The organism is Streptomyces sp. NPDC090088, assembly GCF_044747345.1.
Lineage (GTDB): Bacteria > Actinomycetota > Actinomycetes > Streptomycetales > Streptomycetaceae > Streptomyces.
Window position 1 is genome coordinate 1263602 of the sequence record NZ_JBIVDZ010000001.1, and the last position, 20293, is coordinate 1283894.

At 71.5% G+C, this 20293-nt stretch carries 19 protein-coding genes; 13 read left to right on the forward strand and 6 right to left on the reverse strand.

Features of this window, described 5'->3' with window-relative positions; translation table 11 throughout:
- Window positions 1–77: 77 nt before the first annotated feature.
- Together ACIPSJ_RS05550 and ACIPSJ_RS05555 are read left to right on the forward strand one after the other, a co-directional pair.
- Complete coding sequence (locus tag ACIPSJ_RS05550; RefSeq protein ID WP_401343703.1) at window positions 78–677, forward strand: hypothetical protein; 600 nt, start codon at window positions 78–80, stop codon at window positions 675–677.
- 305 nt (window positions 678–982) lie between these two features.
- Window positions 983–2284 (forward strand): MFS transporter, encoded by a 1302-nt coding sequence (locus ACIPSJ_RS05555; protein WP_401343705.1) that lies wholly within the window; start codon window positions 983–985, stop codon window positions 2282–2284.
- Here the strand turns inward: ACIPSJ_RS05555 and ACIPSJ_RS05560 are convergent, their stop codons facing one another.
- The gene (locus tag ACIPSJ_RS05560) at window positions 2285–2518 is read right to left on the reverse strand and encodes a hypothetical protein (RefSeq protein WP_355718874.1); all 234 of its coding nucleotides are present in this window, start codon (window positions 2516–2518) and stop codon (window positions 2285–2287) included.
- Between the two features lie 310 nt (window positions 2519–2828).
- Here ACIPSJ_RS05560 and ACIPSJ_RS05565 point away from each other — a divergent pair, with 310 nt between their 5' ends.
- The 3 genes from ACIPSJ_RS05565 to ACIPSJ_RS05575 all read left to right on the forward strand — a co-directional run bounded on the left by ACIPSJ_RS05565 (window position 2829) and on the right by ACIPSJ_RS05575 (window position 5786).
- Window positions 2829–4085 carry an RNA-guided endonuclease InsQ/TnpB family protein gene (locus tag ACIPSJ_RS05565; protein WP_401344584.1) on the forward strand — a complete coding sequence of 419 codons (1257 nt, stop codon included), beginning with the start codon at window positions 2829–2831 and terminating at the stop codon, window positions 4083–4085.
- A 50-nt stretch (window positions 4086–4135) separates the two neighbouring features.
- Window positions 4136–4993: a type I methionyl aminopeptidase gene (gene map, locus ACIPSJ_RS05570; RefSeq protein ID WP_401343708.1), complete on the forward strand. Its 858-nt coding sequence runs from the start codon at window positions 4136–4138 to the stop codon at window positions 4991–4993.
- A 142-nt stretch (window positions 4994–5135) separates the two neighbouring features.
- A complete protein-coding gene (locus tag ACIPSJ_RS05575) occupies window positions 5136–5786 on the forward strand; it encodes a heme oxygenase (biliverdin-producing) (protein WP_401343711.1) in 651 nt (216 codons plus the stop codon).
- A gap of 3 nt (window positions 5787–5789) precedes the next feature.
- On the opposite strand, the gene ACIPSJ_RS05580 is transcribed toward ACIPSJ_RS05575, so the two are convergent.
- Complete coding sequence (locus tag ACIPSJ_RS05580; RefSeq protein WP_359223234.1) at window positions 5790–6590, reverse strand: site-2 protease family protein; 801 nt, start codon at window positions 6588–6590, stop codon at window positions 5790–5792.
- Window positions 6591–6740: 150 nt separating this feature from the next.
- Between ACIPSJ_RS05580 and ACIPSJ_RS05585 the strand changes: the two genes are divergently transcribed.
- The gene (locus ACIPSJ_RS05585; RefSeq protein ID WP_401343714.1) at window positions 6741–7211 is read left to right on the forward strand and encodes a DUF6578 domain-containing protein; all 471 of its coding nucleotides are present in this window, start codon (window positions 6741–6743) and stop codon (window positions 7209–7211) included.
- A gap of 91 nt (window positions 7212–7302) precedes the next feature.
- The gene (locus ACIPSJ_RS05590) at window positions 7303–10578 is read left to right on the forward strand and encodes a BTAD domain-containing putative transcriptional regulator (protein ID WP_401343717.1); all 3276 of its coding nucleotides are present in this window, start codon (window positions 7303–7305) and stop codon (window positions 10576–10578) included.
- An 18-nt stretch (window positions 10579–10596) separates the two neighbouring features.
- Here ACIPSJ_RS05590 and ACIPSJ_RS05595 read toward each other — a convergent pair whose 3' ends face one another.
- Window positions 10597–11418 carry an ABC transporter permease gene (locus ACIPSJ_RS05595; RefSeq protein WP_359223239.1) on the reverse strand — a complete coding sequence of 274 codons (822 nt, stop codon included), beginning with the start codon at window positions 11416–11418 and terminating at the stop codon, window positions 10597–10599.
- Window positions 11415–12422, reverse strand: a complete 1008-nt coding sequence (locus tag ACIPSJ_RS05600) for an ATP-binding cassette domain-containing protein (protein ID WP_359223241.1) — start codon at window positions 12420–12422, stop codon at window positions 11415–11417. Before ACIPSJ_RS05600 ends, ACIPSJ_RS05595 begins: the two co-directional genes overlap by 4 nt.
- A gap of 109 nt (window positions 12423–12531) precedes the next feature.
- On the opposite strand from ACIPSJ_RS05600, the gene ACIPSJ_RS05605 reads away from it, so the two are divergent.
- A complete protein-coding gene (locus ACIPSJ_RS05605) occupies window positions 12532–13038 on the forward strand; it encodes a GNAT family N-acetyltransferase (RefSeq protein ID WP_401343721.1) in 507 nt (168 codons plus the stop codon).
- 183 nt (window positions 13039–13221) lie between these two features.
- On the opposite strand, the gene panB is transcribed toward ACIPSJ_RS05605, so the two are convergent.
- The gene (gene panB, locus ACIPSJ_RS05610; protein WP_359223245.1) at window positions 13222–14097 is read right to left on the reverse strand and encodes a 3-methyl-2-oxobutanoate hydroxymethyltransferase; all 876 of its coding nucleotides are present in this window, start codon (window positions 14095–14097) and stop codon (window positions 13222–13224) included.
- A 222-nt stretch (window positions 14098–14319) separates the two neighbouring features.
- Here panB and ACIPSJ_RS05615 point away from each other — a divergent pair, with 222 nt between their 5' ends.
- The 4 genes from ACIPSJ_RS05615 (at window position 14320) to ACIPSJ_RS05630 (ending at window position 19271) form a co-directional block, all read left to right on the forward strand.
- The gene (locus ACIPSJ_RS05615) at window positions 14320–15918 is read left to right on the forward strand and encodes an MFS transporter (protein ID WP_401343724.1); all 1599 of its coding nucleotides are present in this window, start codon (window positions 14320–14322) and stop codon (window positions 15916–15918) included.
- Window positions 15919–16014: 96 nt separating this feature from the next.
- Complete coding sequence (locus ACIPSJ_RS05620) at window positions 16015–16656, forward strand: TetR/AcrR family transcriptional regulator (protein ID WP_401343727.1); 642 nt, start codon at window positions 16015–16017, stop codon at window positions 16654–16656.
- Window positions 16657–16840: 184 nt separating this feature from the next.
- Window positions 16841–17893, forward strand: a complete 1053-nt coding sequence (locus tag ACIPSJ_RS05625) for an endonuclease/exonuclease/phosphatase family protein (protein ID WP_401343730.1) — start codon at window positions 16841–16843, stop codon at window positions 17891–17893.
- Window positions 17894–18050: 157 nt separating this feature from the next.
- Window positions 18051–19271, forward strand: coding sequence for an MFS transporter (locus ACIPSJ_RS05630; protein WP_401343733.1), 1221 nt, complete (start codon window positions 18051–18053; stop codon window positions 19269–19271).
- 53 nt (window positions 19272–19324) lie between these two features.
- Here the strand turns inward: ACIPSJ_RS05630 and ACIPSJ_RS05635 are convergent, their stop codons facing one another.
- Window positions 19325–19777 carry a DUF6082 family protein gene (locus ACIPSJ_RS05635; protein WP_359223255.1) on the reverse strand — a complete coding sequence of 151 codons (453 nt, stop codon included), beginning with the start codon at window positions 19775–19777 and terminating at the stop codon, window positions 19325–19327.
- 173 nt (window positions 19778–19950) lie between these two features.
- On the opposite strand from ACIPSJ_RS05635, the gene ACIPSJ_RS05640 reads away from it, so the two are divergent.
- Window positions 19951–20178 (forward strand): hypothetical protein, encoded by a 228-nt coding sequence (locus ACIPSJ_RS05640; protein ID WP_359223257.1) that lies wholly within the window; start codon window positions 19951–19953, stop codon window positions 20176–20178.
- The last annotated feature ends 115 nt before the right edge of the window (window positions 20179–20293 follow it).

Sequence of the window (20293 nt, forward strand, 5' to 3'; positions counted from 1 at the left end):
CCGCCTTCTCCCCGGGTCGGGCGAATTCGGGGTGAACTCCGCGTCACGAGTGGTCGATTGCGGCAGTATGCGGGGGCATGGACGCCGTACGGGTCGCGTTGTTGCGTGAAGTGCTCGCCGGGACCGAGTGGTTGGGGGCGACGCGGAGATTCGCGGGCGCACTGCGGGGCTCGGTGGTCGGTCACGGCGGCGGACTGCTGCTGCTGGGCACCCCGGACCACGAGCCGTGGCATCTCGCCGCGCACCTGGTGGACGAGGCGGCGTGGTCCGGTACGCCGGAACTGGCGCCGACGCTCGTCCGGTACGGCGCCCGCCCCACCGACCCCGCGCACCTCGCGGTCGGCCCCGGCCGCATCGAGGCGGCCCGCCGGGGCGAGACGCTGCTGGTGGTCGCGCCGGGGGAGACCGAAGCCCTGCTGGAGCGGGTCCACACGGCCCGCCGGGCCGGCGTGACCGTCCTCGCCCTCTCCACCGCCACGGACGACGCGGTCACCGCGATGGCCCACGAGACCCTCGTCGTCCCCCACGGCGCGGAACTCGACCTGGACACGGTCCAACACCTCGTCAGCGCGGCCACCGGCGAGAACGGCCCCTCCCCCCGAGGACGCCGCCGCTTCCGCGACCGCCTGACCCGCCTGGCGGAAACAGTGACGGCCCCGCCTCCGCCGCCCTGGTGAGGCAGCCGGGGGGGCGCGGATGTCGGCTGCGGGCGCGTGGTGGTTGCTCGCGCAGTTCCCCGCGCCCCTGTCGGGGCACGACCAGTGGACCCACCTTCTTGGGGGCGCGGGGAACTGCGCGACCAGCCCCCACCCCGCCGCACCCGACCGACAACCCAACCCGGCCTCGGCCCCCTCGCCCGCCGCCGATCGAGACGCGGCTGCCCGAGCCCCCTCACCTCGCCTCTCCACGAACCGAGTCGGGTGGGTGGGTGGGCGAGAAAAGGGTTTGCTGGGGCGGAGGGCAGGATTCAACATGGGTCGGCGTGAGTAGCCGTCTTCTGCCCGACCTCGCCCCCTGGCACGCCTCCGCCGACTTCCGGCGCCTGTGGGTCTCGGGGCTCGTCAGCAACTTCGGGAGTTTCCTGACGTTCGTCGCGCTGCCGGTGCAGATCAAGGACCTCACCGGTTCCGCCACCGCCGTAGGAGCCATCGGCGCCGTCGAGCTGCTGCCGCTCATCCTGTTCGGGCTGTACGGCGGCGCCCTCGCCGACGCCCTCGACAAGCGCACGCTGATCGTGTGGACCGAGGCCGGTCAGGGTCTGCTCAGCGCGGGCCTGCTGGTGAACGCCCTGCTGCCGCACCCCGCCGTCTGGCCGCTGTACGCCGTCGCCGCGCTCTCCTCCGCCCTCGGGTCGGTCCAGCGCCCGGCGCTCGACTCGCTCTGGCCGAGGATCGTCGCCCACGACGACCTGCCGGCCGCGGCGGCCCTCAACTCGTTCCGCTGGACGGTCGGCGGCGTCGCGGGCCCCGCCGTCGCCGGCCTGGTCGTGGCGTACGCGGGCCTCGGCTGGGCCTACGGCGCCGATCTCGTCACGTTCCTGGTCTCCGTCGTCCTGATCGTCCCCATCGCCGCGTCCCCCGCCGCCCACGAGGCCGCCCGGCCCTCCCTCCGCTCCATCGCGGAAGGCGCCCGCTACGCATGGAGCCGCAAGGAACTCCTCGGCACCTACGCCGTCGACCTCGCCGCGATGTTCCTGGCGATGCCGCTCGCCGTACTCCCGTTCCTGGCCGACGACTTGCACGCGGAGTGGTCCCTGGGGCTGATGTACGCGAGCGTCCCGGCCGGGGCGCTCGTCGTGAGCCTCGTTAGCGGCTGGACGTCCCGCGTGCACCGGCACGGGCGGATGGTGGTGCTGGCCGCCGCGCTGTGGGGCCTCGCGATCGCCGCCGCCGGCGCCGTGCCGAACGTATGGCTGGTGCTGCTCTTCCTCACCGTCGCCGGTGGCTGCGACATGGTCAGCGGAATCTTCCGCGGCGTCATGTGGAACCAGACGATCCCCGACGAACTGCGCGGCCGGCTCGCCGGGATCGAGCTGCTGTCGTACTCGGTGGGTCCGACGCTCGGCCAGGTCCGGGCCGGCGGCATGGCCGGATGGCTGGGGGTGCGGGCGTCGGTCGGCGCGGGCGGTCTGCTCTGCACGGGCGCGGTCGGCCTGCTGGCCCTGTGCCTGCCCGCCCTGATGTCGTACGACGCGCGGACCGACGAACACGCCGTACGACTGCGCGCCCGGCGCACCGCCGCGGCGGCGGCCACCGCCACCGAAGCGGCCCCCACCCAGTCCTGATCAGTCCTCGTCCGTGGCGTCCCCGGCCGGCGCGTCGTGCCACTTCGGGTCGTTCTCCCACTGGAGGTTGCGCTCGCGCGCGATCTCCATCGCGTGCTCGGCCTCCTCACGGGTGGCGTAAGGGCCGAACCGGTCCTTGGCGGGGCACTCGGGGCCCTCCTCGACCTTCTTGTGCTGCAGGCAGTAGTACCACTCGCCCGCCTTCGCGACGGTCCGCTTCTTGAACAGGGCCATGACCGGCTCCTTTCGCCATCCACCCTGTCTTTCGCGCAGGGTGCCCGGTCCTTCAGGGCCGGGGTGGATACCCGCTCCCGCGGAGCGGAATAAGGATAAAGGAGTCCTCGCCGGGGCGATTCCTCGTTTCCGTGTACGGGCCTGGGGGCGGTCTCGAATGGTTGGTGGTCAGGAGATTCTCAGGGGTGGGTGTGTGGGTCACCCTCACGGGTGATATTGGTCGATTGCGTGCGCGGGTGGGGAACGTGGTGGCTAGCTTCGTGTCATGTCGCGTTTCCGGATGTGTCCGACGCCTGTGCAAGCGGAGCAGATGCTGCTGCACTGTGCACATGCTCGGTACGTGTGGAATCTGGCGGTGGAGCAGCACACCCACTGGAAGCCGGGCCGTAGGTCCGCGCCGGGTTTTGCGGAGCAGTGCCGCCAGCTCACTGCGGCCCGGCGGGAGAACGAGTGGCTGGCTGCCGGGAACGCGGATGTGCAGCAGCAGGCCCTGAAGGACTTCGCCAACGCCAGGAACGCCCGCTTCACCTCGGGGTTCGGTGAGCCGACCTGGCGCAGGAAGCACGTGCATGAAGGCTTCCGCGTCATCGGCACCGAACGGGTGCCCGAGTATGGGCCGGATGGCCAGCCGAAGCTGAACCCGAAGACCGGTAAGCAGGTCTTGGGCCGCTCCGCGGTCGTGCAGAAGCTGAACCGACGGTGGGCCCAGGTGAAGGTGCCCGGCTGTGGGTGGGTCCGTTTCCGCCTCAGCGCCAAGGGCAAGGGCGGGCGGCTTCCCGCTGCGAAGACGTTCCGGGTGACCTTCCGTAACGGGCAATGGTATGTGGCGTTCGCTGTCGTTCCCGAGCGGGTCGATGCGTCGGCGGTGACCGGGGTCATCGGCATCGACCGCGGCGTGAAGATCACTGCTGCCCTCTCGGACGGCCGGAAACTGACCTGTCCGCAACTCACGGTCAAGGAGCGGGCACAGATCCGCAAACACGAGCGCCGTGCAGCTCGGGCTCCGAAGGGCAGCGCTCTCAAGTCTGCCGCATACGCGAAGGTCACCGAGCTCAAGGCGCGTGGGGTGAACCGGCGCAAGGACTGGTGCGAGAAGACCAGCACCATGCTCGCCCGGACCTACGAGGTGATCCGGTTCGAGAAACTGCACATCAGGAACATGACCCGCTCGGCGAAGGGAACTGTCGAGCAGCCGGGCAGGAATGTCCGACAGAAGGCGGGGCTGAACCGGGGGATCCTCGCTCAGGGGTGGGGCCTGCTGAGACGGCGCACGGAGCAGAAGGCTCCGGGCCGGGTCGAGGACGTTCCCGCGCCGTACACATCTCTGCGGTGCAGTGCCTGCGGGTGGATCGAGAAGAAGTCGCGCAAGAGCCAAGCCGACTTCGTCTGCGTGTCCTGCGGGTTCACCTGCAACGCGGATGAGAACGCGAGTATCAACGTCGCGGCAGGACAGGGCGGGATCCCTCGCCCCCGACGTTCAGTCGGTGCCGGAGGGGTGACAGCGGCCACCAGCCGTTCGAGTGCCCGTGAACCTCAACCCGCCTGGGTTGGAATCCCCCTCTTTTGAGGGGGAGGATGTCAAATGTTCCCGCATGCACGCTGGTTAGACTCGCTGGCATGTCTGGCCAGTCGCTGCTCGTACCAGGGGAGCTCTCTCCCACCCGTTCGGTACCCGGAAACATCCGCCGCCCCGAGTACGTCGGCAAACCCGCGCCGACCCCGTACACCGGGCCCGAGGTGCAGACCCCGGAGACCATCGAGGCGATGCGGATCGCCGGCCGTATCGCCGCGCAGGCGATGGAGGAGGCCGCGAGGATCATCGCGCCGGGTGTGACGACGGACGAGCTCGACAAGGTGGCGCACGCGTACATGTGCGACCACGGGGCCTACCCGTCCACGCTCGGCTACCGCGGTTTCCCCAAGTCCCTGTGCACCAGCCTCAACGAGGTCATCTGCCACGGCATTCCGGACTCGACGGTGCTCCAGGACGGTGACATCGTCAACCTGGACGTCACCGCGTACATCGGCGGGGTGCACGGCGACAACAACGCGACCTACCTGGTCGGGGACGTCGATGACGAGAGCCGGCTCCTGGTCGAGCGGACCCGGGAGTCCCTGGACCGGGCGATCAAGGCGGTCAAGCCGGGCCGGCAGATCAACATCATCGGCCGGGTCATCGAGTCGTACGCCAAGCGCTTCGGGTACGGGGTGGTGCGTGACTTCACGGGGCACGGGATCAACTCGTCGTTCCACTCCGGGCTGATCATCCCGCACTACGACAGCCCGCACGCGACGACCGTGATGCAGCCCGGGATGACCTTCACCATCGAGCCGATGCTGACGCTCGGGACGCACGAGTACGACATGTGGGACGACGGCTGGACGGTCGTCACCAAGGACCGCAGGCGCACCGCGCAGTTCGAGCACACGCTGGTGGTGACGGACACCGGCGCGGAGATCCTGACCCTGCCGTAGCCCCTTGACGTCAGGCCCGCCCTCTCCTCGGGGGCGGGCTTTTTTCCGGTACCTTTTTACCGACACTGTGTCGGTAACTTTACCGACGAAGCGTCGGCAAGGTCATTGACTTAGGTAAGGCTTACCTTAGAGGATGTTGCCCATGGACTCGTTCTCGACACTCATCCGCACCGCGTCCCACGAACAGCACGTGGAGGCGGAGACCTCGACGTTCATGAGCGATCTGCTGGGCGGCCGGCTCGGCGTGGCGGCGTACGCCCGCTACACCGAGCAACTCTGGTTCGTCTACGACGCGCTGGAGAGCGGCACGGCCGGGCTGCTGGCCTCGGACCCGGTGGCCGGGCCGTTCGTGCGGCCGGAGCTGTACCGGCTGGCGGCGCTGGAGCGGGACCTGGCGCATCTGCGCGGGGCCGGCTGGCGGACGGGTCTCACCGCGCTGCCCGCGACCGAGGAGTACGCGGCGCGGGTGCGGGAGTGCGCCGAGCGGTGGCCCGCCGGTTACGTCGCCCACCACTACACCCGCTACCTCGGCGACCTCTCCGGCGGCCAGATCATCCGCGACCGCGCGGAGCGGACCTGGGGCTTCGAGCGCAAGGGCGACGGCGTCCGCTTCTACGTCTTCGAGGACATCGCCAACCCGGCCGCCTTCAAGCGCGGTTACCGCGAGCTGCTGGACGCGGTCGACGCCGACGACCTGGAGAAGCAGCGGGTGGTGGCCGAGTGCAAGCGGGCGTTCGCCCTGAACACGGCGGTGTTCCGGGAACTGGGCGAGGAGTTCCCGCTGTCGGCGTGAGGGTCAGCCGGCGGCCGAGCAGTAGTCGTTCGTGCCCTGCCAGAAGCGGTAGAGCTCCTGACCGCAGTACTGCGAGAAGTCGTCGACACCCAGCCCGCGCAGCAGCGCGTCGATCACGTCGAAGAACGCGCTGTTGATCGACGGCACCCACAGCAGCGCGAACACGAACAGCAGGCCGAACGGCGCGAACGGCTCCACCTGGCGCTTGACGTTGTACGACAGCCAGGGCTCGATCACGCCGTAGCCGTCCAGGCCCGGCACCGGCAGGAAGTTCAGGATCGCGGCCGTGACCTGGAGCAGCGCGAGGAAGGCGAGGGCGAAACGGAAGTCGGCGGGGACGCCGTCCAGGGCGTCCAGCCAGAAGGGGGCGGTGCAGACGGCGGCGAACAGCACGTTCGTCAGCGGACCGGCGGCCGAGATCAGGCTGTGCCGCCAGCGGCCCCGGATCCGGCTCCGCTCGATGAAGACGGCGCCGCCGGGCAGACCGATCCCGCCCATGATCACGAACAGCACCGGGAGCACGATGCTCAGCAGCGCGTGGGTGTACTTCAGCGGGTTCAGGGTCAGATAGCCCTTCGCACCCACGGTGATGTCCCCGCCGTGCAGGGCGGTGCGCGCGTGCGCGTACTCGTGCAGGCACAGGGAGACGATCCAGGCCGCCGTCACGAACAGGAACACCGCGACCCCGGGCTGCTCGGCGAACCCGGTCCAGGTGGCCCACCCGGTGACCGCCGTGACGGCGAGGATCCCGACGAAGACGGGACTGATCCGCCGTTCGCTGGAGCGGGCGGTGGTGGCGGTCATGGGCGGGGCTCCTGGAGGGCTGGGTGGTCGACGCGGGTCCGACCGACCGTACCTGGCGCGGCGGAAAAACGCCTCGGGTGCTGGGGAAATACCTCTCGGCGCAAGTGAAAACGGTTCGCGACGGGCGTTCGGTTCCCGGAGGCTGGTGCCATGCCCCTGCTGAAGGTGTTCTACGAGGACTGGCAGATGGAGTGCTGCGGCACCCCGTTCGCGGTGGGCGACGAGGTGGCCTGGAAACTCGTCGCGTACGGCGCCCGGGCCCGGCGGGAGAGCGCCGGGTACGGCGCCGAGGCCTGGGTGGAGAACCACGGCGGCCCCGACCTCCCCACCACCGGCCGGGTGCACGCCCTCGCCCTGGTCCACGAGGAGTTCCGCTTCGACGCCCCCGAGCCGGTGCCGGAAGATCCGGGGAAGGGGGCGGGCGGCCTCGTCCTCCGGAGCACGGGACGCGGTCTGGAGGCGGTCCCCGGGACCCTCACGACGGTTCCCGCCGGCCGCTGCCCGAAGTGGTTCGGCGAGACCGACCTCGGCATGACCGCCGGCCGTCGCCGAGTCCGCCGCACCTGCGGCGCCCTGATCACCCTCGATACCCCGGACACCACCCACGTCCTGCGCCCCTGATACCCACATACCTGGTTTCCCGGCCCCGCCCCCGGGCGGCGACACCCCCGTCGGCGAAACCCCGTGACCGTCACCGACGTCCCCAGGGACAATGGACCCCGTGCGCTACCGGATCCTCGGCACCACCCAGGCACTCCGCCCCGACGGCACGGCCGTCCCCGTGGGCGGGGCGCGGCTGCGTGCCCTGCTGACCGTGCTCGCCCTGCGGGCGGGGCGCGGGGTGCCCGCGGGGCTGCTCGTCGACGAGGTCTGGGGTGACGAACCCCCCGCCGACGCCAGCGGCGCGCTGCAGGCGCTGGTCGGCCGGCTGCGGCGGGCGCTCGGCGCGGACGCGATCGACTCCACCGAGGGCGGCTACCGGCTCGCCGCCGCCCCCGACGACGTCGACCTGCACCGCTTCGAGCGGCTCACCGGCGAGGGCCTGCGCGCCCTCGCCGACGGCGACCCCGCCAAGGCGGCCACCGTCCTCGACGACGCCCTCGGCCTGTGGCACGGCCCGGCCCTCGCCGACCTGCCCGACCGCACCGCCGAGGCCGCCCGGGTCGACGTCCGCCGCCTGGACGCGCTGCGCGCCCGCCACACCGCCGCCCTCGCCCTCGGCCAGGCCGAGCAGTCCCTGCCCGAGCTGACCGCCCTGTGCGACGCCCACCCCCTGGACGAGCCGCTCCAGGCGCTGCGCCTGCGCGTCCTGGGCGCCACCGGCCGCACCGCCGAGGCGCTGGCCGCGTACGACGCCGTACGCCGTCTGCTCGCCGACCGCCTCGGTTCCGACCCCGGGCCGGAACTGCGGGCGCTGCACGCCGAGCTGCTGGACCCGGTGCCCGCGGTGGCCGCCGAGGCCCCGGCCCGGCCCGGCAACCTGCGGGCCAGGCTCACCTCCTTCGTCGGGCGCGAGGCCGACATCGAGGCCATCCGGGGCGACCTCGGATCCGCCCGCCTGGTCACGCTGCTCGGGCCCGGCGGGGCCGGCAAGACCCGGCTGTCGCAGGAGGCCGCCGAGACCGTGCGGTACGCCGCCCGGGACGGGATCTGGCTGGCCGAGCTGGCCCCCGTCGACGACCCGGCCGCCGTCCCCGAGGCCGTGCTCAGCGCGCTCGGCGCCCGCGAGACCGTGCTGTACGGCGCCGGCGCCGAGGGCATGCGGGCCGCCGCCGACCGGCACGACGACCCGGTCGGGCGGCTCGTCGAGCACTGCGCCCGGCGCCGGATGCTGATCGTCCTCGACAACTGCGAGCACGTCGTGGACGCGGCCGCCGACCTCGCGGCCCAGCTCCTGGAGCGCTGCCCGGACCTGACGATCCTCGCCACCAGCCGTGAACCCCTCGGCGTGCCGGGGGAGTTGCTGCGCCCGGTGGAGCCGCTGCCCGGGCCGAAGGCGCTCCGGCTGCTCGCCGACCGGGGCGCCGCCGCCCGGCCCGGCTTCACCGTCGACGCCGACGAGGAGACCGCGGCGGCCTGCGCCGAGATCTGCCGCCGCCTGGACGGACTGCCCCTCGCCATCGAACTGGCCGCCGCCCGGCTGCGGATGCTCACCCCCCGCCAGATAGCCGACCGGCTCGACGACCGCTTCCGCCTCCTCACCTCCGGCAGCCGTACCGTGCTGCCCCGCCAGCAGACCCTGCGCGCGGTCGTCGACTGGTCCTGGGACCTGCTCGACGCCGCCGAACGGGACGTCCTCGGCCGGCTCTCCGTCTTCGCGGGCGGCTGCGACCTGGCCGCCGCCGAGGCCGTCTGCGGCCCCGCCGCCCTCCACGCGCTCGGCTCCCTGGTCGACAAGTCCCTGGTGGTGGCGGCCCCTTCGGCCGGGAACGGCGAGATGCGCTACCGGCTCCTGGAGACCGTCGCCGAGTACGCCGGCGAACGCCTCGACGAGAGCGGCGAACGGGCCGCCGCCGAGCGCGCCCATCTGACGTACTACCGCGAACTCGCCCGCACCACCGACCCGTTGCTGCGCGGCCCCGGACAGCGGGCCGCCATCGCGCGGTTCCAGCTGGAGTACGAGAACCTGCGCACCGCCCTCAGGCACGCGGTGGCCGTACGGGACGAACAGGAGGGGCTCTGCCTGCTGCACTCCCTGTTCTGGTACTGGCAGTTGCACGACCAGCGCATCGAGACCCGCACCTGGTGCGCCGACGTGATGGCCCTCGGCCCCGACCCCTACGCGGCACCGCTCCGCCGTGCCGAACCGGTCTGGCAGCGCTGCACCGAGACCCCGCCGCCGTACACCGGCGAGGTCCTCGAAGAGGCCCGGCGCGGTCTCCATCTGGCCCATCTGGCCTGCATGGACACGGAGCTGGACATCTGGCAGACACCCGAGGCGCAGGCCAAGCTGCGGGCCGTCACCGAGGCCTACGAGCCCGGCCTGCCGCAGACCTGCCGGGCCCCGGGCATGTTCTGGATCTTCGCCGTGATGCTGACCGGCGGCCTGGACCGGCTGCGGACCGTCCTCGACGCCGCCGTCGACACCTGCCGGCGGACACCCGGCTACGACTGGGAGCTGGCCGCCTCCCTCGCGATGCGCGGCAACCTGCTCGCCAACCGCATGGCCTGGGCGGGCGACGCCACCCGCGACGCGGACGAGTCGCTGGAGCTGTTCGCGCTGCTGGGGGACGACTGGGGCGCCGCCGAGGCCTTCTCGGCGCGGGCCGAGTCCCGGGAGCGCAGGGGCGAGTACCCGGCGGCGGCCGCGGACTACGAGGCCGCCATCGAGCACGCCGCCCTGCTCGGCGCCCGCTCCCAGGTCGCCGTGCTCAACGCCCGCCTCGGCAGCGTGCTGATCGAGTCGGGCGACAGTGAGCGCGGCGAACGGCTGCTGCGCCAGGTCATCGCCGACAACGACGTCCTGAGCAACGAGGCGATGCCCGCCGCCCGGCTCTTCCTCACCTCCTGGCTCCTGCTGAACGGCCACCTCGACGACGCCCGTGAGCAACTCCGGCTGCTGCGCCAGGAGTTCAAGATCGCGCACTTCGTCGTCTTCGACGCCCTGATCCTCACCCAGGAGGCCTGGGCGGACGCCCTCGACGGCCTCTCCGCGGCGGCCCTGGACAAGATCCGGCAGGCCCTGCGGCTCGCCGCCGACCCGCTGAGCGAGGCCATCACCCCGCATCTGCCGTCCGTCTGCATGACCGTCGCCGCGGTCGCCCTGGCCGGCGCCGACGGGGGCACCCGGGCCCGGGACGCCGCCCGCTGCCTGGGCGCCGCCGACGCCCTGGTGCCGGCCGGCCATGTCGCCGTCGGCATGGAGCGCACCACCCGCGAACGGGCGGAGGACCGGGTCCGGGCCGCACTCGCCGACGACGGCGCCTACGCGTCCGCGTACGCCGAGGGCGGTGACCTCTCCCTCGTGGAGGTCACCGCCCTGATCTGACAGGTGTACTGGTGAACGTCAGCTCTTCGTGCGGAACTTGTGGATCGCGTACGGTGCCGCCACCGCCGTGATCGCCACCGACCAGCCCAGCGTCACCCACAGGTCGTGCGCGACCGGGCCGCCCACCATCAGCCCGCGCGCCGCGTCGGCCAGCGTGGACAGCGGGTTGTAGTCGGTGAAGGCCTGCAGCCAGCCCGGCATCGAGTTCGTCGGCGCGAAGATCGACGAGCCGAACTGCAGCGGGAACAGCACCAGGAACCCCATCGCCTGCACGGACTGCGCGTTCTTCAGGATCACGCCCAGGGTGAGGAACACCCACATGATCGACGAGGCGAACACCGCGGACAGGCCCACCGCGGCGAACAGCCCGGCCCAGTGGGTGATGTGGAACCCGACCAGCACGGCGACGATCATCAGCACGGCCGTCGCGAACAGCATCCGCACCAGCTCGACCGAGATCTTCGCGAACAGCACCGAGCCGCGCCCGATCGGCAGCGACCGGAACCGGTCCATCACACCGGAGTTGAAGTCCTGGCTGAAGCCGGTGCCGACGCCCTGCGAGAGCGTCATGCTCATCATCGCGATCATGCCCGGGATGACGTACTGGACGTACCCGTCCTGACCGCCGCCGAGCGCCTGCCCGATCGAGCCGCCGAAGACGTACACGAACAGCAGCGTGAACACGACCGGCATCAGCAGCGCGTCGAACATCGACTCGGGGTCCTGCCGGATCCACAGCAGGTTGCGGCGGATCAGGGCCCCGGTGTGCCGCAGATGCCCGCGCAGCGGGATACGGCCGTCCGCGGCGGCATGGGGGGCGGTTGCGGTGGCGGCGCTCATACGGCGACCTCCTGGCGGTCGTCGGCGGGCGTGGCGTCCTGCGGGGCACTGGCGCGGTGGCCGGTGAGGGACAGGAACACCTCGTCCAGGCTGGGCAGTTCGGTGGTGATGGAGCTGATGGTGATACCGCGCGCGGTGACGGCGCCGACCACGGCGGTCAGCTGCTCGTCGCTGAGGATCGGCACCAGCAGGGTGCCGCTCTGGGTGTCCACGGTGGTGGAGGCGAGCCCGGTGATCCCCAGCTCGTCGATCATCGCGGCGAGCGGCCGCATCTGCAGCGGATCGACCGGCCGGACGCGCAGCGTCCGCCCCCCGACCCTGGCCTTCAGCTCCTCCACCTTGCCGTTCGCGATGACCTTCCCGTGGTCCACGACGGTCAGCTCGGTGGCGAGCTGCTCGGCCTCCTCCATGTACTGGGTGGTGAGCAGCACGGTCACCCCCTCGCCGACCATCGTCTTGACCTCGGCCCACACCTCGTTGCGGGTGCGCGGGTCGAGACCGGTGGTCGGCTCGTCCAGGTACAGCACCTGGGGGTGGCCGATCATCGAGGCGGCGAGGTCGAGCCGGCGTCGCATACCGCCGGAGTAGGTGGAGGCCGGCCGCTTGGCGGCGTCGGTCAGCGAGAACCGCTCCAGCAGCTCGTCGGCGCGGGCCCGGGCGTCCTTGCGCGGCAGGTCGAGGAGCCGCCCGATCATGTACAGGTTCTCCCAGCCGGGCAGCTTCTCGTCGACCGAGGCGTACTGCCCGGTCAGGCCGATCACCCGGCGCAACTGGCGGGGCTGGCGCAGCACGTCGTACCCGGCGACGGTCGCCTCGCCCGCGTCCGGCCGCAGCAGTGTGGACAGGATCCGCACCAGGGTCGTCTTGCCGGCCCCGTTGGGTCCGAGGACCCCCATCACGGTGCCCTCGCGGACGTCCAGATCAACTCCGTCGAGCGCCTTGGTGTCGCCGTAGTGCTTCACCAGCCCCCGAACGGTCACGGCGTTGTTGTCGTTTCGCGTCATGGGAAGAACCGTGCCAGGCCGTACCGACAAACCGCCGACAGCCCGCCTACACCCCGGCCGACAGCCACCGACAGCCCGCCGACACGGACGGGGGCGTACCTTTCACGGCGTGACCACCCTCGCGGCCCAGGCCATCACCACCGACCGGCTCGACCTGCTCCCGCTGCGCGTCGACCACGCCGAGGAGATGGCCGCGGCGCTCCGCGACCCGGCCCTGCACACCTTCACCGGCGGCACACCGGACACCCCCGAGGCCCTCCGCTCCCGCTACCGGCGCCTCACCACCGGCTCCCCCGACCCGGCCGTCTCCTGGCTGAACTGGGTGATCCGCCTCCGCCCCGACTCCTGCCTCACGGGTTATGTCCAGGCGACGGTCACCGGCCCCGTCGCGGAGATCGCCTGGGTGGTCGGCACCCCGTGGCAGGGCCGGGGCATCGCCACGGAGGCGGCCCGCGCCCTCACCGACTGGCTCACCCGGCAGCACGTGCCCACGGTCGTCGCCCACATCCACCCCGACCACCACGCCTCGGCCGCGGTCGCCACAGCCGCCGGCCTGCTCCCCACCGACATCCGGCAGGACGGCGAGTTCCGCTGGATCCGCCCCGCACCCCTCTGACCCCAAACGGCAGCCGGCCCGCCGACGGGGGAAGATCGGCGGGCCGGCCTCGGTGTTTCCGCAGTGGCTCTGGACAGCCCCCCGAAGGACACGCCCCGAAGGGGCGCGGGGAACTGCGCGACCAGCCACGACGAAGCCGTCAGACGATCGACGGCCCATCGCGGCGCTTCCTCAACGGCGCGGTCAGTGCACGGAGTGCTCCTCCAACGGGAACGCCCCGCCCACGACGTCCTCGGCGTACGCCCTCGCCGCGTTGCCCATGACCTCGCGCAGGTCGGCGTACTTCTTGACGAACTTCGGGACCCGGCCCGAGGTCAGGCCCAGCATGTCGGTCCAGACGAGGACCTGCGCGTCGGTGTCGGGACCGGCGCCGATGCCGACCGTCGGGATGTGCAGCACCCGGGTCACCTCGGCCGCCAGCTCCGCCGGGACCAGCTCCAGGACGACCGCGAACGCGCCGGCGTCCTGGATCGACTTGGCGTCGCGCAGCAGCTGCTGGGCGGCCTCCTCGCCGCGGCCCTGCACCCGGTAGCCCATGGCGTTGACGGACTGCGGGGTCAGGCCGATGTGCGCCATCACCGGGATGCCGGACTCGACGAGGAGCCGGATCTGCTCGTACGACCGCTCGCCGCCCTCCAGCTTGACGGCGCCCACGCCGGCCTCCTTCACCAGCCGGGTCGCCGAGCGCAGCGCCTGCACCGGGCCCTCCTGGTAGGAGCCGAAGGGCAGGTCGCCGACGATCAGGGCGCGCTGGGTGCCGCGGACCACGGCCGCCGACAGCATCGTCATCTCGTCGAGGGTGACGGGCACCGTCGACTCGTACCCGAGGTGGCAGTTGCCCGCCGAGTCGCCGACCAGGAGGACCGGGATCCCGGACTCGTCGAAGACGGAGGCGGTCATCGCGTCGTACGCGGTGAGCATGGGCCACTTCTCGCCGCGTTCCTTGGCGAGGGCGATGTCGCGGACCGTGATGCGGCGGGTGCCCTTACCCCCGTACAGCGTCCTGCTGCCGTCGGAGGGGCTGTTCTGCACAGTCTGGGCAGCCGAGAACTGCGTCATGACAACGGCTCCTAACAAGTCATCTCGAGGCACCCTCACGGTGTCCCCGGACCGGTTCCATGGTGGCACTTCGTGCCCTCCTCGGCCAGGGGACCTCCGTGTGATCCATCGGTCATCGACGTTCGGCCACGGCGGCGCCGCCATGTCGCGTTGTGTAAGGCCTGGGTAAAGGAATTCAGATACGAGACGGTGCCGTATTGAAATGGGCCTAGGCTCGTCGTCATGACAACTCCTGCCGACCACGCTCCGCCGGGCCCCCGGATACCCGAGGCGGTGCACCGCCGCCGCTGGGCCATCCTCGGCGTGCTCATGCTGAGCCTGCTGATCGTGGTGCTCGACAACTCGATCCTGAACGTCGCGGTCAAGACCATCTCCACCCCGGCGCCGACCGGCCTCGGCGCCACCCAGAGCCAGCTGGAGTGGGCGATCAACGCCTACACCCTGGTCTTCGCGGGCCTGCTGTTCACCGCCGGTCTCGTCGGTGACCGGCTCGGCCGCAAGAAGGTGCTGATCGGTGGCCTCGTCGTGTTCGGCATCGGGTCCGCGCTGGCCGCCGAGTCCGGCTCGGCCGACCAGCTGATCGGCTACCGCGCGCTGATGGCGCTCGGCGCCGCCTTCGTGATGCCCGCCACCCTCGCCGTCCTGATGAACGTCTTCGAGCGGCAGGAGCAGCCCAAGGCCATCGGCATCTGGGCCGGCGGAGTCGGCCTCGCCATCGCCATCGGCCCGATCACCGGCGGTGTGCTGCTCGACCACTTCTGGTGGGGCTCGGTCTTCCTCATCAACGTCCCGATCGTGATCATCGCCCTGGTCCTGATGATCTGGCTGGTGCCCGACTCGCGCGACCCGCGCCCGGGCCGCCTGGACCCCGTCGGCGTGGTGCTCTCCGTCGTCGGTCTGGTGCTGCTCGTCTACGGCATCATCAAGGGCGGCGAACTCGCCGACTTCACCGACGCCAAGGTGCTCGCCACCATCTTCGCCGGCGTCGCGGTCCTCGCCGGGTTCGTGATCTACGAGAAGCGCAGCGACCACCCGTCCCTGGACGTCACCTACTTCAAGAACAAGGTCTTCTCGGCCGCCATGGCCGCCATCGCGCTGGTCTTCTTCGCGCTGATGGGCGTGACCTTCTTCTCCGTCTTCTACACCCAGAGCGTGCGCGGCTACTCGCCGCTCCAGTCCGGTCTGCTGCTGCTCCCGCTGGCCGTCGCGCAGATCATCTTCGCGCCGCGGGCCCGGCTGGTCGTCGACCGGTTCGGCAACAAGGCCACCACCACGGGCGGCCTGGTGCTGATCGCCGCCACCCTGGGCGCCTTCGCCACCTTCGAGGCCGACACGCCGATCTGGATCCTGGAGGTCGTCTTCTTCCTCATGGGCCTCGGCATGGCGCACATCATGACGCCGACCTCGGTCGTCATCATGCAGGCGCTGCCCCGCGAGAAGGCCGGCTCCGCCTCCGCGCTCAGCAACACCTTCCGCCAGGTCGGCGGCGCCCTCGGCATCGCCGTGCTCGGCTCGGTGCTCTCCACGTCGTACCGCAACGGCATCGAGGGCAAGCTCGGCGCGCTGCCGCCCGGGCTGCGGGACACCGCCGGCGAGTCCATCGAGGCCACCCTCGGTGTCGCGAGCAAGCTCGGGGCGCAGGGCAAGGCCCTGGTCACGCCCGCCAACGACGCCTTCCTGCACGCCATGCACCTCACCGCCCTGTGCGGCGCGGGTGTGGCGCTGATCGGCGCCGTGGTCGTGGCCCTCTTCCTGCCGGGCCGGCCGCCGGCCGGTCAGCAGGGCGAACGGGAGCAGGAGTTGGTCGTCGCGGCGGAGTGAACCGCCGCGCGGTGACGGGGGGATCGACGGGGGATCCACGGGGGGAGGCTTCGGCTGCGGGAGAATCACCCGCAGCCAGTGAGAGGACGGTATGACGTGACGCTTGCCGACAGCGGCCCGCGGTCCGTGGGTCCGGCCAGGGGCCGCCCCCGCAGCGAGGCGGTGGAGATCGCCATCCTGGAGGGGGTGATGAAGCTCCTGGAGGACGGCGTTCCGCTCGGTGAGCTGTCCATCGAGCGGATCGCGCGGACCGCCGGCGTCGGCAAGGCCACCATCTACCGCCGCTGGAACGGCAAGGACGAGCTCTTCGTCGACGTGATGCGCGCCGCCGAGCCCCCCGACCCCGAACTCCCCGGCACCTCCATGCGCGACGACCTCGTCGTCCTGCTCGAATCGCTGCGGCAGCGCGGGCTGATGAACCGTTCGTCGGCGATCCTGCACAACGTCTACGCCCAGATGAAGAGCAGCCCCCGCATCTGGAAGGCCTACCACACCAACGTGGTGAACCCCCGGCGCGAACTGGGCCGGCAGGTGCTGATGCGCGGCCAGCGCAACGGCGAACTCCGCGCCGACATCGACATCGACCTGGCCAACGACATGTTCACCGGCCCGATGCTGCTCAGGGCGATCCTGCGCCCGGACGCGGAACTCCCCGAGGGCCTGGCCGAGCAGATCGTGGACGAGGTGCTGGCCGGCCTACGGCCCGTCAGCACACCGGAAACGCCGGTGGAGCCGTGAGCGGGAGTGTGCGCGTTTCGTCACAGTGCCCGCCGGACCGCCGGTAACCGGAACCCCGGCTGTCGGCTTGTTCGTCCTCGTCTTCCGTACGGCCGTCATGTGACGGCGGGAACGGAGCCGATCATCCCCTAGGGTCGTATCCCGGGGGACGACGGTGTGCACGGCAGGTTGTGAGGCAGACGGTATGGCGCAGCAGGCGTACATGACGGAGACGGACAACGGCGGCTCGGGACCCGAGCGTCGAGGAGACCGGTTCCGGCGCCTGGTGAACCGCTTGCTGTCCGGCTGGCGCGACGATCCGCGGATCTGGCGCCGGGGCATCGTCACCGGCGCGGTGGCGCTGCTGCTGGCCGGTGTGCTGCTGCTGCACTCCCGCATCCCCAACGCTGTCGGCAACCTCGGCAGTCTCACCGAGACGTTCCTGCCGTGGCTGGGCCTGTTGATCCCGGTGCTCTTCCTGATCGGCGTGGTGCGCAAGTCGGCGACGGCCCTGATCGCCGTGCTGCTCCCGTTCATCGTCTGGCTGAACATGTTCGGCGGACTGCTCACCGACAAGGCCGGCACCGGCGGCGACTTCACGGTGGCCACGCACAACGTCAACGCCGAGAACCCCGACCCGGCCGGTACGGCGACGAGCCTCGCCGCCTCCGGGGCCGACGTGGTGGCCCTGGAGGAACTGAAGGCGTCGGCCGTACCGACGTACGAGAAGGCGCTGGCGCCGACGTACAAGTACCACGCGGTCGAGGGCACCGTCGGGCTGTGGAGCAAGTACCGGCTGACCGGGGTGAAGGCCGTCGACATCAAACTGGGCTGGGTACGGGCCATGCGCGCCACGGTCGCCACGCCGGACGGCCCGCTCGCCGTGTACGTCGCCCATCTCCCCTCCGTCCGCGTGAAGATGAACGCCGGGTTCACCGCCCGGCAGCGCGACAAGAGCGCGGACGCGCTGGGCGAGGCCATCGCCGACGAGAGCCTGCCGCGGGTGATCCTCCTCGGCGACCTCAACGGCACCATGAACGACCGCTCCCTCAACGCCGTCACCTCGCAGCTGCGTTCCACGCAGGGCGCGGCGGGCAGCGGGTTCGGGTTCAGCTGGCCGGCCTCGTTCCCGATGGCCCGGATCGACCAGATCATGGTCAGGGGCGTGGAGCCGGAGAGTTCCTGGACCCTGCCGCGGACCGGCAGCGATCACCTGCCGATCGCCGCACGTGTGAACCTGACCACATCGGGTTCGTAGAACCCGCTGGTCAGCGAGGCGCCTTCGCCCTTGTAAGGACAATCGGACACCGGGCCGTAACCTGTCGGAATACTGGAGCTGGGACACTTTGTTCCGTAGCTGAACTTAGAAAGCACGGAACCCCGCGAACCCCGCTCCCCGAAAGGCAAAGCCCTTCATGCCCCTGGCCCTGCTCGCCCTGGCCGTCGGCGCTTTTGGTCTCGGCACCACCGAATTCGTGATGATGGGGCTGCTGCCCGACGTCGCCGACGACCTGCACATCTCGATCCCCACCGCCGGCCACCTGGTCTCGGCGTACGCGCTGGGCGTCGTCATAGGCGCCCCGCTCCTGGCCGCGCTCACCGCGCGCCTGCCCCGCCGCACGGTCCTCATCTCCCTGATGGGCCTGTTCGTGGCCGGCAACGCGCTCTCGGCGCTGGCCCCCGGCTACGACTCCCTGCTCGCCGCCCGCTTCCTCAGCGGCCTCCCGCACGGCGCGTTCTTCGGCGTCGGCGCGGTCGTCGCCACCGGCCTGGTGGCCCCGGAGCGCAAGGCCCGCTCGGTCTCCCTGATGTTCATGGGCCTGACGGTCGCCAACATCGCGGGCGTCCCGGTCGCCACCCTCATGGGCCAGCACCTCGGCTGGCGGGCCACCTTCCTCGGCGTGAGCCTGATCGGCGTCGCGGCGATGGCCGCGGTGTACTTCCTGATCCACCCCACGCACACCCCGGCCCCCGCCACCGGCCTGCGCGGCGAACTCACCGCCCTGCGCTCCCTGCCGGTCTGGCTGGCCCTCGCCACGACCGTGGTCGGCTTCGGCGCCCTCTTCTCCGCCTACAGCTACATCACGCCGATGCTGACCCACTCCGCCGGTTACGCCGAGGGCAGCGTCACCCTGCTCCTCGCCCTCTTCGGCGTCGGCGCCACCATCGGCAACCTCGTCGGCGGCCGCCTCGCCGACCACGCGATGCGCGGCACGCTCTTCGGCGGCCTCGCGTCCATGGTCGCCGTCCTGCTCGTCTTCCCGGTCCTGATGCGGGCGGAGTGGAGCGCGGCCCTGGCGGTGGTGCTGCTGGGCGTCGCGGCGTTCATCACCGGCTCGCCCCTCCAGCTCATGGTCATGGAACGCGCCGCCGCCGGCCCCTCCCTCGCCTCCTCCGCCAACCAGGCCGCCTTCAACCTCGCCAACGCCGGCGGCGCCTGGATCGGCGGCGCCGCCCTCGCCGCGGGCTTCGGCGCCACCTCCCCGGCCCTCGCGGGCGCCGCCCTCGCGGTCCTCGGCCTGGGCGTCGCGAGCGTGGCGTTCGCGGTGGACCGCCGCCAGTCGGCTCCGCCGGCTACCCGCGAGCGCGTGATCGCCTCGCATGTCCCGGAGGCCGCGGAGCCGGTGCACTCCTGACGTGCGAGGGGCCGGACGCGTCCGTGGCGTCCGGCCCTCTTGGCCCCGGGCTCTCAGCTCGCGTCGGCGGGTCGCAGCGTCTGCCGGGCCTCGTCGAAGACCTTGGTGAAGGCCCGCAGCTTGTCGTCGTCGCCGGTCAGGCCGGCCCGGTTGGCGCGGGCCCGCTCCCAGTACCGGCGCCCCTCCTCGGCGGCCAGCAGGGCCGAGGCCTGTGTGTGGAGCTGGTGCCGGGACATGGCGCCGATGCGCCACTGCAGCTCCCAGGCGGTCACCTGCGCCTCGAAGAACAGGTGCCGGCGCGCCTCTTCACCGTCCGAGCCGCCGAACTGCGGCCCCGCCGCGGCCCTGGCCAGCTCCGGATCGGCCGCGGCGGCCTTGAGCAGCTCCACCTGCGTCTGCAACAGAGTGGCCCGCAACGTCTCCCGGTGCTGCTCGCGGCGCTGCACCGACAGCATCAACAGGACGGCCACCCCGGCGGCCGCCAACAGAGCGAACAGAATCGGCACGACAACTCCCCCCGGAGCAACGGCAATTGCGCCGATACTCCATGCCGTCCACACCGACGGCAACCAGGGTCCCGCTTCCTGCCCCGAACCCTCACAACCGTGTACCCGCGCCGGTCCCGCCGTCGCGGCCCGTCCTCTGGCCAGGCGCAGGCGTGTGGCCGCATCATGCCTTCATGGCCGCCAGACGTCTCCGGTTGTTCGCATCCAAAGCTCTGTCGATCTGGGCTGCCTGCCTGGCGGGGGTGGCCGTGGCCGACGGAATCTACTGGGTCCGGCATCACCACCTCCCCGACACACTGACCATCCGCATCTCGATCGCCGGGTCGGCACTCGTGGCCGTCGTGGGCACCGTGAGCGCCACGCGTCGCATGAACCGCAGGGACCGCAGGAACCGCGCCTGAGACGGCACCACCGCCGGCCAGGTCTCCGCCGACTCCTGCGTCTCCGCGCCGGGGAGCAGCGCAAGTAGCGGCAACGCAAAGGGGCGTGAGGTCCTGTGCGGACCCCACGCCCCTT